We start from the raw sequence: 14,874 nt of genomic DNA on the forward strand, positions 1-14,874 counted from the left end.
AAATTCCCTTTTCCCTTGACGCGCATTCATGGACAAGACAGCCAAGGCAGACTATCCCATAAACGGCCTCATCGCCAAGAGGTGGAGCGCAAGGGCGTTCTCCGACAGGCCCGTGGAAAAGGAAAAGATAATGTCCCTTTTGGAAGCCGCGCGTTGGGCGCCTTCAAGCTCTAATGAGCAGCCGTGGCGGTTTATCGTCTTTACCGCAGCTGAAAACAGCAAGGAAAGGCTGGAGGAGGCGCAGTCGGTGCTTTCTGAAAACAATTCGTACGCCAAAAAGGCGCCCGTGCTCATGTGCGCCGCGGCAAAAAAGACCTACACGCACAACGACAAAGACAACAGGCATTACATGCACGATGTCGGGTCTGCGACTGCGTACATGTTCCTTGAAGCATACAGCCAGGGCCTTGCGATGCACGTCATGGGAGGCTTTGACGCAGAAAAGGCAAGGCAGGTTTTTGGAATACCAGAGAGCTTTGAGCCGGTCACGATGATAGCGATAGGGTACTACGGCAACCCGGAGACGCTGCCGGAAAAAACAAGGGAAAGAGAACTTGCGCCAAGGTCTAGAAAGCCCGTACAAGAGTGGGCGTTTTTGGGCAGGCGGGGCGAGAGTATCTAGACCACCATTATCTCTATTTCATCATAGGCGTCTTTTACCGCAAGCAGGAACAGGTCGTCCTCGTATATCAGGAGCCAGTCCTTGACGCCAAGCACGGGGACCTTGCGAGCCAGTACCTTGCCCGTCTCGTTGATGGTGGTGATGATGTAGGCGTGCTTTGGCAGCCTGTCGCCCAGCCTGAACAGCGTCTCTTGCAGGTCTATGCCGAGACGGCCGCCTTCGATGTTGATGTTTACAATATCACCTAGCCGGTTTTCCACCTTGGCAGTCACGTAGCTCTGGCCGACAGAGAACTGCCGGACGTGCAGCATCACCCTGTTTGACGCCGGGACGCGCGGTATCTCGTGATAGGTCTTTTCCGACAGTTCGTCGTAAAAGCCGCCCTCCTTCATTTACCGGTCTTTTTTTGCGCCATCAGTCTCTGCGCCACGACGACTGCGGCAAGAGCGCCGGCGACTGCCACCATCGCGCCAGCAGGAAATTCAGGCACCACTACCGTCCCTCTCGCCACGCCGTTTCTCGTGAGGTCAGGGGCCTGTCCTTCCTTGACGAGCCCCTTGACTGCGACTTCGACGCGATAGCTCGCATCTGCAGGGAAGTTCAGCGTCTGCTCGCCGGCTCCGCCCTTGGCGGTCTGGTCTGCCTTTGTAAATACCTCCTTGCCAGTGTTGTCAAAGACTTTCAGGTCGTACTTTACGTCGTCGGTGATGTTGGTGCCGGCAAACGCGTCGACAAACTGCATGTTGAGTTTTGTCTCAGCACCCGCCTTTAGCTGATCAGGAGTCCAGTTCAGGAGCACGTGCACGCCGCCCGTGTCGGTGGATATTTCGCCCGACGTCTGCTGGCCTGAGGAGGCAGCTGATTGGGGAGAGAATGCAAATGCCATCTTTCCATCGGCAGGAGGGTCGTTCCTGGCCATGTCCAGTATGTCGTTCTTGTTTATCAGAAAGTGCAGTATGAGGTTGTTCTCGTCAGAGAACGGGTCGATTGCCAGCATCCTGCCGGCTATAGGCTTGCCGTTGACCTTGGCGTCAAACGTGTTTGCGTCTCCTACGCCCGCCCACGCCTTGGGCACCCTTACCTCTTCATGCACGAACATGTTTGGAGCATTCTGTATCCTTGAAATATTCCAGTTAAAGGGCATGGCCCAGGAATAGGTCCTTTGATTGGCGTTGAACTTGAAGTCTTCCACCTTGTCGTAGTACGAGATTATCGACATCGGATAGGTCTTGCCTTCTGCAGACTGGACGTTCTGGCTGAACACGTCGCCCACAGAGAGGGCGGTCTCGAACGTCTTGACGTCCTTATCTGCAAATAGGTTCTGAGGATAGTCGATGCCATGGACCTCGACATGGATTCGGTACAGTCCACCGTCTAGCAGCACTGGTCCGCTTACATTTACCGTACCTCCTGGGTCAGCCTGCCAAGCGTTGGTGAATGCATCTTTGTTTCCCTGAACCTGGACGTCGCCTGGCTGCGGCTTTACTTTAAGAGTCAGCAATCCATTTTGGCTCACAAAGAAGTCTTGTAGCAGCGGTTTGGCATTCGGATCAAGGCCCTTGTATATGGCTATCAAGAGATTCGGGTACTTTATGGTCTCGTTGGTCTTGGCGTCAAACAGCCGGAACTGCAGGAAGGCATCCTGCTTGGATTCTGTCGTCAAAATGGGCGGGTTAATCTTGACAAAAAGCGCGGCTTGTTTGTTTCCAAATGTCGCAGGGGGAAGATTCTCCTGCGTAAGGCCGTCTGCAAACGCCTTTTGCGGAGCAAAGGTCAAAGCAAGGACGGAGGGCAGGACGAGGACGGTGATAAAAGCGACGGCTAGAAGTTTTCCCCTACCAGTATTCACGCGCTCAATTCCGCAAACTGCATATTTAATCGTGATGGAAATTGGACGCGATGATTTAATTACCGTGCAGGCAAAGCAATGACAATACTCTTGTTGTCGCCAAAGCAGAGCCTCGCATTGGCAATAGCGCTTGCCGCGGCCGTGACCGTGGCCGCAATTATAGTGTCGCTTCCAAGGGAGCAGAACAGGCCGGGTGCGGCGCAGGACGGAGCCAAGGGCGCCGGCTCGATAACAATCGTCACGGTTTCCGGAGGCGCACTCGTGACGGGGGCCACATACTCCATCACGCCAAACCCGTACACGGGCGCCAGCACGTACAGCGTGCAGGACGGAGGCAGAGACGACGCAAACCAGGCGGTAGGGATTATAGTCATCACAGGCATAAAGGACGGCAACTATACCGTTTCGCAACAACAGGCGCCTCCCGGCTATGGCAGGGACGAGGCTCCAAAGAACATAGCAGTAGGCGCAAGTGGCGCGACTGTTACGTTTGCAAACGCGGTTCCGGGACTTGCGGCTAACAACAGCACCCTGCAGGTGCACGACATACTTTACACGGCCAAGTTCGAGTGCGGCACGATTTCAGGCGACGAGGGGCCGCTGCGTCCGGGCCACTATGACACAGACATCGGCGTCCTGAACAAGCAGGACTTTCCGGTAAAGCTCACGTGGAGCGCGGTGGTGAACAACGGCAAGGCCACCAACTCTATCCTAAAGACGCTCGAGCCGCAGGCTTCGACCGGCATCGTGTGCAAGGACCTGCGCAAGCTGGTCGGAGGCAACAACAATAGCACTTTTGTCGAGGGGTTCGTCATAGTCGACGTGCCGGTGGACAGCGGCCTTTTGAGCACGCTTTCAGGCGGCACCGCGGTGGTCGGCAGGCAGGGGACGAGCATCGACATACTGGACGTGCAGGTGTTCTACACCGCAAACGCGCTGGAGCAGCTGCCGCACGAAGTGCTCGTGGACAAAATAGTCTTTACAATAACAAACGACACGTCGGGCAAGATACCCAAGGAGACGGTGGGCAAGACGCTCGACGTGACTGTCAGATCAGGATTCAACGACATCTCTGACCCCGTTGAAAAGGTAAAGGAAGCGCTTGCAGAAAAGTACGGCCTGAGCGCGCAAGAGCTTGCTTCGCTTGCAGTAAAGGTGGACAGCGTCAGTGTAGGCGCCGGCACGCTGATAGACGACCACGCGCTGTCGCTTTCGCGCGTCCCGCCGCAGGCAAGCAGCAGCTAAAAAACGCCGCTAAAACAATATATGCCCCGGCGGCCATCTCACTGCATGGCTAACTTTACTCTCCCACAATTACCATACGCGTACGACGCGCTCGAGCCGCACATTGACGCCACCACCATGCAGATACACCACACCAAGCACCACCAGGCGTACACCGATGGCCTGAACAAGGCGGTTGGAAACCTGGACGCCAAGTTCCAGAGCATGGATGTTGTCGATATCCTGAAGAACATTGACACCGTGCCGGAAAGCGCAAGGGGCGCAGTCAACTTTCACGGCGGAGGATACAACAACCACACGCTCTTTTGGAATAACATGAAAAAGGGCGGCGGTGGCGAGCCATCAGGCGAGCTTGCGGACGCGATAAAGAAGGCGTTTGGCAGTTTTGCAGATTTCAAGACGAAATTCCAGGCAGACTCGGTCGCGGTGCAGGGAAGTGGTTGGGGATGGCTGGTAAAGAACGGATCTGGCGGCGTGCAGTTTATCACGATGCCAAACCAGACGAGCCCGTGGACGCGCTGGAAGGCAGAAAAACTGACTCCACTTTTGGGTCTTGACGTGTGGGAACATAGTTACTACCTCAAGTACCAAAACAAGCGCGCCGACTATGTCACCGCGTGGTGGAACGTAGTCAACTGGGACGAAGTGGCGAAAAGGTTCAAAGCTTAACCGTTGCATCGCGCTGTAGCCAATTTTCAGGTACAGCGCCTTTTCTTTATTCAATTTTACCATCTACTGCACCAATTTTATCAATTAACAGAAAGTCGTTTTTGAAAGTTATAGATGTTGATCATGTAATCTTTGTTCAACCATTTAAGCAATTTATTATAAAGAGAGGAATCGAATTTTTCTAACAGTCTATCTGCAACATTGAATCCCATCCCAGCTAATGCACCTTCTGTTATACCTACTCCTGCACCAAGCAAGGATGTTGCAAAACTTCCTATCGCTGCAACTCCGATACTTATCCCAGCTTTAGTTATTTCATCGGTTCTCTTTATCTTCTCTGCATCTTTCCAGATGTTGTCCATAACTATACCAAGTTCATTTATGTCAGACAGAATCTTAGTTTGCTCCCGGTCACGGATAGCCTTATCAACAGACTCTAAGACCTTGTAAAGATCATTTTGTTTATACTGTTCTATTACACTCACACATCCATAGTATGAAGAAGGATTTAATGTCATCTTCTTCATGAGGAATGATCCAATTTCTACAGGATATTTGGAAGACTTGTTATCTTGGGCACCCAACAACTGCGCTTTCAGAAAGGCAAGATTATAATTTGCAGGTAAGGCTTCAAATTGAGGTCCAGTAAGAAGGCTATACGCAAAGAATAGCCCACTTGCCATATCAGGATCACTTATCATTGTATCAGAGATCATGGCTACAATATCATCCATTTTCAACATCTTCAGCTTCCCATACGTAAAGGCATGATTATTCATCAACGCAGAGTAGTAAGCTCGACTTTCTCCATTTGACGTAATTCGTTGATACATAAATTTCAGATAAGATCTACTTGCAAGTTCATCAAACTCATCATGCCAAACATCCCATGTTTTGCGATTAGCAAACTTATCCAGAGGAATTGGTTGTAGCATAGGAGGTTTCAATTCTTCAAGAATTGGATCTAGGCGGTCCAAACCCTCGTATTCTATAGGCGTCATATTTAGAACAAATTGCACTCGTCCAGTTTCCTTTGATAAATCAATTAACTTTGGAATATCCTGAACTTCAAAGCCATTCATGTCTAGAAGGTTTTCTTTACTAACATTAAACAAAGGAATCAGCAATGTTCCTGCAAAAGGTATTTGCGACCAAATCTTCTCTTTGATCAAGTCATAGGATGTTTCTGCGCGTACTAAAGGCAAACGCGCATTTGCAAACCTTTGGGCATTAGGAAATACCGCGCCATCAATACCAGAATCGACTTGTTTTCGATAGTTTTCATATTCCGCGATTTCTTTTGCTTGATAGTCCACTAAGAATTCTTTCTTCATCTCAGCTGCTCTTGTTTTTCAAACGGAATACATTATTACCGATACTTTAGGATTCTTATTATCTAGATATTATCCATTTACAAAATTGATAAACCCGTAATTTTCCCGCGTCGTCCTCTGCACCGCCATGTTGTAGCTGTATATTTTTGGCGCGTATTCCTGCAGTACGGGCATGATGCTGTCAAGTGATTTTTCAAGGTAAAATCCGGGGCAGTCGCCGGTGAACTGGAACGTCGCGTGCACCACAGGCTTGCCGAACCTGTCAGATTCAAGCCACGACGCAAACGGGTAGAGCCAGCACACTCCCGGCTTGTCGGGGTGTATCCCGCAGTAGCCCTTGTCGTCGAGGAACCGGCATCGCAGGGGCGTGCCGTCCTCTTCCTCCTTTTCGTCTTTTTTGCGCTTGAGCGATAACATGCTCAACGTCGTTATGATGTTGCCAAAGGCTTCCTGCTCCTGCCAGCTTGAAATCCTCGCCTCGTTCCGTACAAATTCTACTTTCGAGTCGTAACCGAGCTTTTTCGCAATCAGCGTGATATCGTCCTTTGTCAGCGGCAGCCTTCCCTGCCTTTCGCAGCAGTTGTGGCAGTCGGGCCACAGGCACTTCCAAAGGACGTACAGGCCGTCGCGGGAGAGTGCTGGCACGTGAAAGACAACTCCCCCGACATTTACCTGATTGTCGACAATATCGTCGCGCATTCCCACCTGCATGTTATACAGTTTTTTGTCGACAGGCCACTTTTTCACCAGCATGTCAAGCGAGTCTTTAACCGAATTACCACTCTGCAAAGTTGCGATTGTCTTAAATTATAAACCCGGCGGTGTTTAAATGTACTCTAGACGATGTTAAAGAGCCCTCAAGAAGAGAAATCCGTGGAAAAGAACGAGGACAAGGGCAAGCACGCGTCTTCCACCGAGAACCGCAGGATGGTGTGGGAAAACGTCGTCTGGCCGCTCATACTCGACATCAACCGCTCGTACTTTACGCTAAAGGAATACCACGCAAAGAGGGACGAGTTTTGCAGGGCAGCCGGCATTCCGCCTTCAAGGGTGGCTGGCGGCTTTGTCTCGCTTCTGATAAAAGGCATCATAGCCCGGAACAAGAACATCTATTCAATCCATTACCGGCTCATACCCTACATGCGCAAAAGAGCGGCTCTGGAGTACGGGCAGGTAATACGCGAAGTCAACACAAAGCGTTAGAGTCAAATAGAGGACGCGTAGCCGCTTTGTTGGTCAGCCCGGTCGTCTAGTGGCCAATCTCCGGTAGGGCTAGGGATTTCAGGCTCTGGATCTCTTAGAGAAAAGAAACCTGGAGACAGCAGTTCGAATCTGCTCCGGGCTACCATTCTTCTTCTATTTACAAAAAAGATTCTTGCTCTGCGCGCATTTGCTGGTAATAATGCACCTGATTACTTTTTTTTGACAACGACTTGTACGCACATGCATATTTCCATATGAAAGAAAATACATGCGGAGTAGCAGGTGCTTGATCCACGTACAGAAATGGTTATAAATTAGCTTGTAAACATATCGAATAATGGCAACGGACGCACTATCGGGGCCTGAATCGGTGAAAAATGCCGCAAATTTGTTTGCGGTTCTGTCAAGAAGGGACACGCTGGCCCTTTTCCTGCTAGTCAAGGACGGCCTGAAATCCGAACTGCGCACGGCGTCGGATCTGGGGCTTTCAAAAAAGCAGTACTATACGAGGCTCAACCAGCTAAAGGACGCGGGGCTCGTGGAGAAATACGGCGATACTTATGTCTACACCACGCTTGGAGACATTATACACAAAAAGTACGTGTCAGGGCTTGTGGAAAGAGTCAGGTTCGCAAAACAATTCAAGATGATAGATGCCCTGAAGAAGGCGAGAGAATTTTCCCAAGACGACATCTCGCAGTTTACCAGAAATATAGCCGGACTTGACATTGAAGAATCGTCACCAAAAATCGAGCTCGTCTGGACCTACGAGGAGGCTGCATCCAAGCTGGCCCAGACCATAGAATTTGCAGAGAAAGAGATAGTCTTTGCCACCAGGTTCCTCAACGAGGTGCTGATAAACAGCATTCTCAACAAGACGAAATCGGGCGTGAGCGTAAGGATACTGGCCGACAGAAAGATGGTCGACAGCTTTGCTGAAATGGAGAGAAAATACCTGAATTTGACTGACGAGCATTCCTCTGAACGCCTGAACGTGGTAAGGAATCCATGGTATCCAAAGAACATCGAGAGGCGGATAGCAGACGTCCCGTTCAGCATGTCCATAATAGACGGCAGGTACGCCGGTTTGGAACTGATGGGCAAGAACAACCCGGACAAGTTCACAGGGGCCATGTTCATAAACGACAGGAAGGTTTGTGCAGGGCTGCGTGAATTTTACCAGAAAGCGTGGGACGGCGCCTCGGAAGACACCTCTACGATAGCGCGTAATGACGACCAGCGCGCGTTTGCAAGGAACAGACGTGGCAATCCACTGGCTGGTTATTGATTAACTGGTTTTTTACAGGAACGCAATCAGGGTCGAGATCTGCAGTGCAGCATGAAGCAGCCGCATGGCTGGCCTTGCTCGACCTCTTATCCACCCGGCATCTTCCATCTTTCTGCTTGTCTTGACAATAAGAGCCGTAGCGGCAAGGCACGTGCCAGCTATCATGTACACCCCAAACGAGCCGTTCTGAAAAGCCACTATCTGGTAGGATTGATGCGCGACTATTAGCAGCAGAAACAGGATGACAGGCACGGAAAACATGATAATCAGCGTCGTCCTCGTACCCAGCACGATTGGAAAGGTCCTCCGCCCGGAGACCCTGTCGCCCTTGAGGTCGCCAATGTCGCCAAGAGGCCCCAGCACGAAAAAAAAGAGGAAAAACGAGAGCGCCGCATAGGCCACGGGAAACGAGATGTTTGCAACTGCAGTCCCGCCCAGAAGCGAGGAAAGCGCCGCGCCTGCCGCGGTGGTCACTGTTTTCAGCGGGAACTTTTCTTTCAGGTTGAACCGGGGGTGCGAATATGTCACGCCAAGGGCGATGCACAGCGACGCTATGAGCAGTGTTTGAGTGTTTATAGAGGCTGCAAGGGCCAGCGACGAACCGAACAAGACCGAAACCAAACCGGCGAGTTGCTTCCTCGAAGCCTTTCCAGTGACTGATGGCCTCTTGGTTTTGTTTATCCTGTCAACCTTAAAGTCGGTAGCGTCGTTGTAGATGTACGTGGCAAGTGCCAGAAAGTAGCAGGCGGCTGCCGCGCGCAGCGCGACGAACACGTCGTAATTCCCGTTTGAGCCTATCAGGAACGAGATAAACGTCGCAAAGGCAAAGATGTAGACGTTGGACCGGGCTTTGACATAGTGCAAAAAGAGCAAAAGTTGCTGCTTGACGTTTTTTTCCCATGCACCCGTTGCTGGGGTCCTCGTTTGGAGTATTCCGGAAGCTTTTTCCTGATTCGCCTCATTCCTGTTCAATAATGACCATGAGGGGGTTGTGTAAGGAGATTAATTTAGTTGATGAAGGGGCAATCCAGACGGCAGTATTGTTTGAATACGGAGCAGTATTTCAAGTAGTTTCTAAAAGCGGACATTAGGCGGGAGCATATCTACAGCTATAGAGACGAGCCCTCCGACGCTTCTGGCTATTCGACAAGAGCAAAGGCTGTTGCCATATTAGGCCTAATCCCTGCCAAACGATGACACGCTAGGGCTTTGGGCCGGCGCTTGTTATCTCTTTTGACACGCTGCCGAATTTCTCAAAGTTCTTGGCAAACAATGCCGCCAGCCTCTTTGCCGCGGCGTCGTACCTGTCCTTGTCGTGCCAGGTGTTGCGCGGGTCAAGCACTTCCGCAGGCACGCCGGGACACGACGTGGGCATGTCGAGGTTAAAGATTTCGTGGTGCTTTGCCGGCGACTTTTCAATCTCGCCCGAAAGCGCCGCAGTTACCATGGCGCGTGTGTACGAAAGGTTCATGCGCTTGCCTATCCCGTATGGTCCACCGGTCCATCCCGTGTTTATCAAATAAACGCGTGTACCGTGCTCGTCCATTTTCTTTCCAAGCAGTTTGGCGTATTGCTGGGCGTGCAGGGGCATGAACGGCCCGCCAAAGCACTGCGAAAACGTTTCCTTTGGCTCTGTTATGCCGCGCTCTGTCCCGGCAAGCTTGCTCGTATAGCCGGACATAAAGTGGTACATCGCCCCTTCCTTTGTCAGTTTCGCAATCGGCGGCATGACACCAAACGCGTCCGCTGTCAGGAATATTATGACCTTCGGGTGGCCGGCGACGCTCGGGATTATCGCGCCGTCAATAAAGTCAAGCGGGTAGACTACGCGCGTGTTCTCTGTCAGGCTGCCGTCAGCAAAGTCCGGCTCCCGGATGCCGTCTGCTATGACGACGTTTTCCATCAGCGAGCCGAATTTTATCGCGTTCCAGATCTGCGGCTCGTGCTCCTTATTCAGGTTGATGCACTTGGCGTAGCATCCTCCCTCGAAGTTAAAGATGCCATTGTCCGACCAGCCATGCTCGTCGTCGCCCACCAGCCTGCGCTCAGGGTCTGCCGAAAGCGTGGTCTTGCCGGTGCCGGAAAGCCCAAAGAACAGGGCGACGTCGCCTCCCTTGCCCACGTTTGCAGAGCAGTGCATCGGAAAGACGCCCTTTCTTGGAAGCAGAAAGTTCATTATCGAGAACATGGCCTTTTTTATCTCGCCTGCGTACGAGGTCGAGCCTATCAGGACCAGTTTGCGCTTGAAGTTGATTATGATAAAAGTCTCTGTCCGGGTGCCCTCGCTTGTCGGGATTGCGGCAAAGTCGTCGGCGGAAATGAGGGTGAACTCGGGCTCAAAGCCTTTTTTATCCAGCTCATTGTGGTCGGGCCGGATGAAAATCTGCCTGGCAAAAAGGTTGTGCCACGCGCGGTTGTTTATGATTCTGATTGGGAGGCGGTTCTCGGGGTCGGCCCCGACGTAGCCGTCAAACACGAACAGCTCCTTGTCCTCGATGTGCTTTTTCATCCTGCGGTATATCCTGTCAAAGTTCTCCTCGGATATTGGCCGGTTGACCTTGCCCCAGTCGACGGAGCCGTGCGTGACGTCGTCGTCGACTATGAACTTGTCGTCCGGCGACCGGCCTGTGAACTTGCCTGTCCTGACAGAGAGCGCGCCCGTCGACGAGAGCACTCCCTCCTTGGATTGAAGTATCATCTCTACCAGAGCCGGCACAGGCAGGTTCATGTGGGCATTGACAAGTTTGATATCCAACGTTGCGAGTTCTATCATCATGAGGTTATAATCTTTGGGTTGCCCGGAACCATATAATCTAGCTAGGCAAATGCGCGTCGAAGAATGACTATAACAGGTCACTATCTTCCGGTTTTGTTTACTGTACACGCACACACGCTGTTTTTCTACATGCGCACGGCTTTTACAGGCTTTTTCTTTTGCGGTTGCTGTACCTGACCGCCGTAGCGCACCTTGAGATTCAGTATGAACCTGTTTATCTCATCCGGCGTCAAGAGCACCATGTCCTCCCCCGATGACACGTCTAGAGCCAAGCTTTGTGTGAGGGGAAGCTGGTAGCTTAAAAAGATTTAGAAGATTTCTACGCTCGTTTTTACTGCAAGCTGCGGAGGGGAGCTCATACGGGCGTTTTGCATGGGCGGGCGCAGCTATAGCGCTTTGCTACCTCGAAAATGCGCGGCGGACCTCTGGCGTGCGGCTGGACAAAAGCGAGAGGAACTCGGAAAACTCGGCGTCCGTCGCGTTGCGCCCGAGGATGCGCCGGGTCTGGTAATGAAACGAGTTGTAGATGCGGCCAATCGCTATGCCAAAGGCAAAGTCGCTCCCGGCTGCAATGCCAAGGCTTTTCTGGATCTCGTACACTTCGCCGGCGCTTGCTATGGCCTCGTCTATCTTGGCCATGACTGCCTTTTTCACCCGCAAGTCCACGATGAGGCAATACGGCAGGGCTCGTTATTAAAAGAATCCAAACTGCGACGACTCTAGGTCTGAAAGCAGGCGCACCTGGACGCCCCGCATCCTGGCAGCAAGCTGGGAGTTTAGCCAGGAGGCAAACTTTTGGTCAAAGGTCGCCCCCTTGGACCGCAGAATGTCGCAGTCCGGCAGGCCAGAGAACCGCGTGGCTACCGCCTTGTCTACAGAAAGCGTATAAAACGTCCAGCCAAAGGCCTGCTCTGCCGGTCCTTTCTCCAGGCGGGGTTCGACTCCGACCATCCGAGCCATGTTTTCAAGCAGGTCGGACACGAGCAGGCTTGCCCTGTCATAGTCGATGCAAGCGATGTGGAGGGCTATCCTGTCTGGGTCAAACTCGGGACGTGGCCGCATGAGGTAATTTGCAGAGAGAAGGTAATAACCTTGTTAGCAGCAGCCCATCTTGTCGTCGCCATCAGGAATAGCCATGCTTTCGCTCTTTGGGTCGCGCGTGAAAAGATCCTTCATGTCTATTCCGAAAAATTCGCGCAGGATGCCAAGGTACGAGTCGACGGGCGGAGGCACGCCGTCCTCGCACGTGACACCCATGTTCCACGCGTTTATCCATATCACCATGCTCTGCAGCATGTTCACAAAGCGCCGGTATTCTCCCGGCACGACCCCCAGCGCGTCGATGTAGCGCTCTGCAAGAAGCCAGGCGGCGGTAAAGTCGATGCACTTGTTGCCATACACTGCCCTTATCTGCTGCCGGACGGACGTCGCGTACTTGAACGGCTTTTTGCACACAAAGAACGGAAAGTCCACATTTTGCGGGAGCATCATCCCCGGCGGGGACCATATCGTTATTACGCGGGCGCCGTCCTTCAATTCTTTTCGGAATTTCTTGACCATGGCGTCTACTACCCCGGGGTCGCTAAACCAGAACAGGACTGCGGTGGCAGAAGAGATGTCCGCGTCGCGTATATCGCCTGTCAGAATCTCGGCGTTTTTCAGCCGGGCCGTCTTGCGCCGTGCTCTTGCGGCCACCTTTTCGTCTATCTCTATCCCTACCGCCTTTTTGACGCCGAGTTTTGCCGCAAGCGCTACTGCCTCGCCCTGGCCGCATCCCAAGTGGAAAAAGGTGTCGCTTTTTTTCAGGCCGGCCAGCTTGAACATTTGCTCTATCGCGTGATCCGGCAGGGCAACTGTCTCTCCTTTCACAACGTTTTGGGGAAGCGTCGACATGAACTCGGCTATGTTCAACTACAGCGGATCTGGAGGCCGGATAATAAAAAGCCACGGAAAACTGTCCTTTGGTCGGCGTTTAACACGGTCAAGATGGTTCTTCCTCAAGAACTTTGTCATAAAGAAGAAGAAGAAGAAGAAGAAGAAGAAGACAAGCGGCTAGAAGAAGGAAAAGTAGTAGTAAGTGTTTTAGCCCGGCCGGGCGCTTTCACCTGCATGGCAGTGCACGCAGAGATAAGCGTGATACCGATAACGGGCCGGACCAGTATGGGAAAGGAAGTCGCGCTTGCGTTTGACGCAATAAAAAAGACAAAGGGCGTCAGGGCGACTCTCACGGCACTTGGCACCCAGATGGAAGCGGAGGACATTTCCGCGGCGCTTGCGGCCGTAAAGGCGGCGCACGCCGCGGTAAAAAAAGCCGGCGCAGCGAGGGTAATCTCGTCGGTGAGGATTGATGAGAGGCTCGACAAGGACCAGAGCCTTGAGGCCAAGGTCAGATCCGTGAAAAAGAGGCTTGCCTAGACTTCGACGTAGACGGTGCCGTTTTCCACCGACACCTTGTACGAGCCTATCGGCTTGAGCTTTTGCGGGAACCACGTCATCTCGCCTGTGGTAAGGTCCCACTTTGCCCCGTGCCACGGGCAGGTCAGTTCTTTTCCGTTGAGAGTCCCTTCGTGGAGCTCTGCCCCGGCGTGGTTGCAGGTGTTTCCCGCAGCGTAGAACTTGCCTCCAATGTTTGCCACAAGCACCTCCTTCCCGCCAGCCGTCACGTGCGTCATCTGACCAAGGCCTATCTCTGCTGCTTTGCCGACAACAACTTTAGCCATATGTATACGCAGGTTTTTTGTAAAGGCGCTATATTATTTTTAACTTTGTAGAGAAGGAAACAGGGTCTCTGAGAATTTCGCCAGCTTTATCAGCGCGTCTGCGCGCTCCTCCCGCTCCAGCTGTGCGCCGTCAATTGCGCCTTCCAGGTACTTTATCGACTGGTCGTACACCTTGCGCGCGACTGGGTGAGGCACGCCGTCCTTGCCTCCGTGGGCAAAGCTGTATTTCACGGGGTCCTGCCACGACGCCGGCGTGCCGTGGATGAGCTCCGACACGAGCGCAAGGGCCCTCACGGTCGCGGCGCCTACCCCCTGCATCGACAGGAGCTCTTCATAGTTTTTCGGCTGGATCTCGTATATCCTCTTGAAAAGATCCCAGTCTAGCCGGCGGGGCATCTCGTAGCCTGACATGTTCTTTACGGTTTCTCCTCCCAAGAGCCACTGGTCAAGCGTGTTTTCTGCAGTCAGCTTGTATATCGACGATTTCAGGTTGTTCATGTCGCCGCGCACAAGATCGAGCGAGACCTTCTGGCTTTCCTGCGACCCTGTAGAAGTCATGTCAAGAGCCCTTGTTTCTTTTTGCTCGCAGATGATGCCGGCGTGCGGCTCCTGTACAAATCCTCGCAAATTGTCAGAGACCCAATGGTAGCGCCGGGCCATCCTGTTCTCTGCGTTCATGCCCTGCTGCACCACCGCCCAGTCGCCCCGCTCGTCAAACAGTATTGCATGATGGTAGAGCGAGTAGCCGTCCTGCACCGCCGCGCTGTCCACCTTGGCAGACATTTTGCTTGCGTACAACAGCGACTCGGTTTTCGAGGAAGATAGGCCGAAATTCCCGGCAAGTTTTGGAATCTCTGACATGGCAGAGGTCGCTTTTCGACCCTTGCCGCCTGCAATGGCGATGCCGTGCACGTCGGGCGAAAGCGACTGCTTTAGCACGCCCGTTACGACAGTGGTCACGCCGGAAGAATGCCAGTCAAAGCCGAGGACGCAGCCAAATGCCTGGAACCAGAGCGGATCGGAGAGCCGGCGCAGGAACTCTTGCTGGCCGTAGGAATCGACAATCACCTTTGCCATTGCGTGCGACAGTCTTGTCATCCGGCGCATAAGGTATGCCGGTGGGTGGCCGGTGTGCAGGGGCAGGTTGATAAACTGGGTTCGGCGCAAA

The 14,874-nt window shown here is 52.7% G+C and carries 18 protein-coding genes and 1 tRNA gene; 7 read left to right on the forward strand and 12 right to left on the reverse strand.

Features of this window, described 5'->3' with window-relative positions; translation table 11 throughout:
* The first annotated feature begins 28 nt into the window (after positions 1-28).
* Positions 29-622 carry a nitroreductase family protein gene (locus ACYOR7_RS07790; RefSeq protein ID WP_479913562.1) on the forward strand — a complete coding sequence of 198 codons (594 nt, stop codon included), beginning with the start codon at positions 29-31 and terminating at the stop codon, positions 620-622.
* Here ACYOR7_RS07790 and ACYOR7_RS07795 read toward each other — a convergent pair.
* On the reverse strand, positions 619-1,014 hold the full coding sequence (locus ACYOR7_RS07795) for a hypothetical protein (protein WP_294807295.1): 396 nt from the start codon (positions 1,012-1,014) through the stop codon (positions 619-621). The two genes, ACYOR7_RS07790 and ACYOR7_RS07795, sit on opposite strands and share 4 nt — an antisense overlap.
* Entirely contained in the window at positions 1,011-2,471 is a 1,461-nt protein-coding gene (locus ACYOR7_RS07800; protein ID WP_479913563.1) for a hypothetical protein, read from the reverse strand. Before ACYOR7_RS07800 ends, ACYOR7_RS07795 begins: the two co-directional genes overlap by 4 nt.
* A 93-nt stretch (positions 2,472-2,564) precedes the next feature.
* Between ACYOR7_RS07800 and ACYOR7_RS07805 the strand changes: the two genes are divergently transcribed.
* Both ACYOR7_RS07805 and ACYOR7_RS07810 read left to right on the forward strand, forming a co-directional pair.
* Positions 2,565-3,716 carry a prealbumin-like fold domain-containing protein gene (locus ACYOR7_RS07805; protein ID WP_479913564.1) on the forward strand — a complete coding sequence of 384 codons (1,152 nt, stop codon included), beginning with the start codon at positions 2,565-2,567 and terminating at the stop codon, positions 3,714-3,716.
* A 45-nt stretch (positions 3,717-3,761) separates the two neighbouring features.
* Positions 3,762-4,385 (forward strand): superoxide dismutase, encoded by a 624-nt coding sequence (locus tag ACYOR7_RS07810; protein WP_294804896.1) that lies wholly within the window; start codon positions 3,762-3,764, stop codon positions 4,383-4,385.
* A gap of 80 nt (positions 4,386-4,465) precedes the next feature.
* On the opposite strand, the gene ACYOR7_RS07815 is transcribed toward ACYOR7_RS07810, so the two are convergent.
* The gene (locus ACYOR7_RS07815) at positions 4,466-5,719 is read right to left on the reverse strand and encodes a hypothetical protein (protein WP_294804894.1); all 1,254 of its coding nucleotides are present in this window, start codon (positions 5,717-5,719) and stop codon (positions 4,466-4,468) included.
* A 69-nt stretch (positions 5,720-5,788) separates the two neighbouring features.
* Complete coding sequence (locus ACYOR7_RS07820; protein ID WP_479913565.1) at positions 5,789-6,508, reverse strand: YkgJ family cysteine cluster protein; 720 nt, start codon at positions 6,506-6,508, stop codon at positions 5,789-5,791.
* Between the two features lie 54 nt (positions 6,509-6,562).
* On the opposite strand from ACYOR7_RS07820, the gene ACYOR7_RS07825 reads away from it, so the two are divergent.
* The 3 genes from ACYOR7_RS07825 (at position 6,563) to ACYOR7_RS07835 (ending at position 8,210) form a co-directional block, all read left to right on the forward strand.
* Positions 6,563-6,922: a hypothetical protein gene (locus ACYOR7_RS07825; protein ID WP_294804890.1), complete on the forward strand. Its 360-nt coding sequence runs from the start codon at positions 6,563-6,565 to the stop codon at positions 6,920-6,922.
* Between the two features lie 35 nt (positions 6,923-6,957).
* Positions 6,958-7,067, forward strand: a tRNA-Gln gene (locus ACYOR7_RS07830).
* A gap of 192 nt (positions 7,068-7,259) precedes the next feature.
* Positions 7,260-8,210, forward strand: a complete 951-nt coding sequence (locus ACYOR7_RS07835; RefSeq protein WP_294804887.1) for a hypothetical protein — start codon at positions 7,260-7,262, stop codon at positions 8,208-8,210.
* Positions 8,211-8,222: 12 nt separating this feature from the next.
* Here the strand turns inward: ACYOR7_RS07835 and ACYOR7_RS07840 are convergent, their stop codons facing one another.
* From ACYOR7_RS07840 to ACYOR7_RS07865, 6 genes are all read right to left on the reverse strand, one after another.
* Positions 8,223-9,182 carry a UbiA prenyltransferase family protein gene (locus ACYOR7_RS07840; RefSeq protein WP_479913566.1) on the reverse strand — a complete coding sequence of 320 codons (960 nt, stop codon included), beginning with the start codon at positions 9,180-9,182 and terminating at the stop codon, positions 8,223-8,225.
* A gap of 229 nt (positions 9,183-9,411) precedes the next feature.
* The gene (gene pckA, locus ACYOR7_RS07845) at positions 9,412-10,986 is read right to left on the reverse strand and encodes a phosphoenolpyruvate carboxykinase (ATP) (RefSeq protein WP_294804883.1); all 1,575 of its coding nucleotides are present in this window, start codon (positions 10,984-10,986) and stop codon (positions 9,412-9,414) included.
* Positions 10,987-11,111: 125 nt separating this feature from the next.
* Positions 11,112-11,258 carry a hypothetical protein gene (locus ACYOR7_RS07850; RefSeq protein ID WP_294804881.1) on the reverse strand — a complete coding sequence of 49 codons (147 nt, stop codon included), beginning with the start codon at positions 11,256-11,258 and terminating at the stop codon, positions 11,112-11,114.
* A gap of 127 nt (positions 11,259-11,385) precedes the next feature.
* Positions 11,386-11,652, reverse strand: a complete 267-nt coding sequence (locus ACYOR7_RS07855) for a hypothetical protein (RefSeq protein ID WP_294804879.1) — start codon at positions 11,650-11,652, stop codon at positions 11,386-11,388.
* A 27-nt stretch (positions 11,653-11,679) separates the two neighbouring features.
* Positions 11,680-12,048 carry a hypothetical protein gene (locus tag ACYOR7_RS07860; RefSeq protein ID WP_294804878.1) on the reverse strand — a complete coding sequence of 123 codons (369 nt, stop codon included), beginning with the start codon at positions 12,046-12,048 and terminating at the stop codon, positions 11,680-11,682.
* 33 nt (positions 12,049-12,081) lie between these two features.
* Entirely contained in the window at positions 12,082-12,897 is an 816-nt protein-coding gene (locus ACYOR7_RS07865; RefSeq protein ID WP_294804876.1) for a class I SAM-dependent methyltransferase, read from the reverse strand.
* A 75-nt stretch (positions 12,898-12,972) separates the two neighbouring features.
* On the opposite strand from ACYOR7_RS07865, the gene ACYOR7_RS07870 reads away from it, so the two are divergent.
* The gene (locus ACYOR7_RS07870; RefSeq protein ID WP_479913567.1) at positions 12,973-13,401 is read left to right on the forward strand and encodes an MTH1187 family thiamine-binding protein; all 429 of its coding nucleotides are present in this window, start codon (positions 12,973-12,975) and stop codon (positions 13,399-13,401) included.
* Here ACYOR7_RS07870 and ACYOR7_RS07875 read toward each other — a convergent pair.
* Both ACYOR7_RS07875 and ACYOR7_RS07880 read right to left on the reverse strand, forming a co-directional pair.
* A complete protein-coding gene (locus tag ACYOR7_RS07875) occupies positions 13,398-13,706 on the reverse strand; it encodes a Rieske (2Fe-2S) protein (RefSeq protein WP_294804873.1) in 309 nt (102 codons plus the stop codon). The genes ACYOR7_RS07870 and ACYOR7_RS07875 overlap by 4 nt on opposite strands.
* Positions 13,707-13,745: 39 nt before the next feature.
* On the reverse strand, positions 13,746-14,873 hold the full coding sequence (locus tag ACYOR7_RS07880) for a DUF763 domain-containing protein (RefSeq protein ID WP_479913568.1): 1,128 nt from the start codon (positions 14,871-14,873) through the stop codon (positions 13,746-13,748).
* Position 14,874: the final 1 nt, after the last annotated feature.

The organism is Candidatus Nitrososphaera sp. 86-2 (assembly GCF_056726185.1).

What these genes read in the sequence shown, in the direction of transcription:
- ACYOR7_RS07790 (WP_479913562.1), top strand. Translation starts at nt 29, where the DNA reads ATGGACAAGACAGCCAAGGCAGACTATCCCATAAACGGCCTCATCGCC.
- ACYOR7_RS07795 (WP_294807295.1), bottom strand. Translation starts at nt 1,014, where the DNA reads ATGAAGGAGGGCGGCTTTTACGACGAACTGTCGGAAAAGACCTATCAC.
- ACYOR7_RS07810 (WP_294804896.1), top strand. Translation starts at nt 3,762, where the DNA reads ATGGCTAACTTTACTCTCCCACAATTACCATACGCGTACGACGCGCTC.
- ACYOR7_RS07815 (WP_294804894.1), bottom strand. Translation starts at nt 5,719, where the DNA reads ATGAAGAAAGAATTCTTAGTGGACTATCAAGCAAAAGAAATCGCGGAA.
- ACYOR7_RS07825 (WP_294804890.1), top strand. Translation starts at nt 6,563, where the DNA reads ATGTTAAAGAGCCCTCAAGAAGAGAAATCCGTGGAAAAGAACGAGGAC.
- ACYOR7_RS07835 (WP_294804887.1), top strand. Translation starts at nt 7,260, where the DNA reads ATGGCAACGGACGCACTATCGGGGCCTGAATCGGTGAAAAATGCCGCA.
- pckA (WP_294804883.1), bottom strand. Translation starts at nt 10,986, where the DNA reads ATGATGATAGAACTCGCAACGTTGGATATCAAACTTGTCAATGCCCAC.
- ACYOR7_RS07860 (WP_294804878.1), bottom strand. Translation starts at nt 12,048, where the DNA reads ATGCGGCCACGTCCCGAGTTTGACCCAGACAGGATAGCCCTCCACATC.
- ACYOR7_RS07870 (WP_479913567.1), top strand. Translation starts at nt 12,973, where the DNA reads ATGGTTCTTCCTCAAGAACTTTGTCATAAAGAAGAAGAAGAAGAAGAA.
- ACYOR7_RS07875 (WP_294804873.1), bottom strand. Translation starts at nt 13,706, where the DNA reads ATGGCTAAAGTTGTTGTCGGCAAAGCAGCAGAGATAGGCCTTGGTCAG.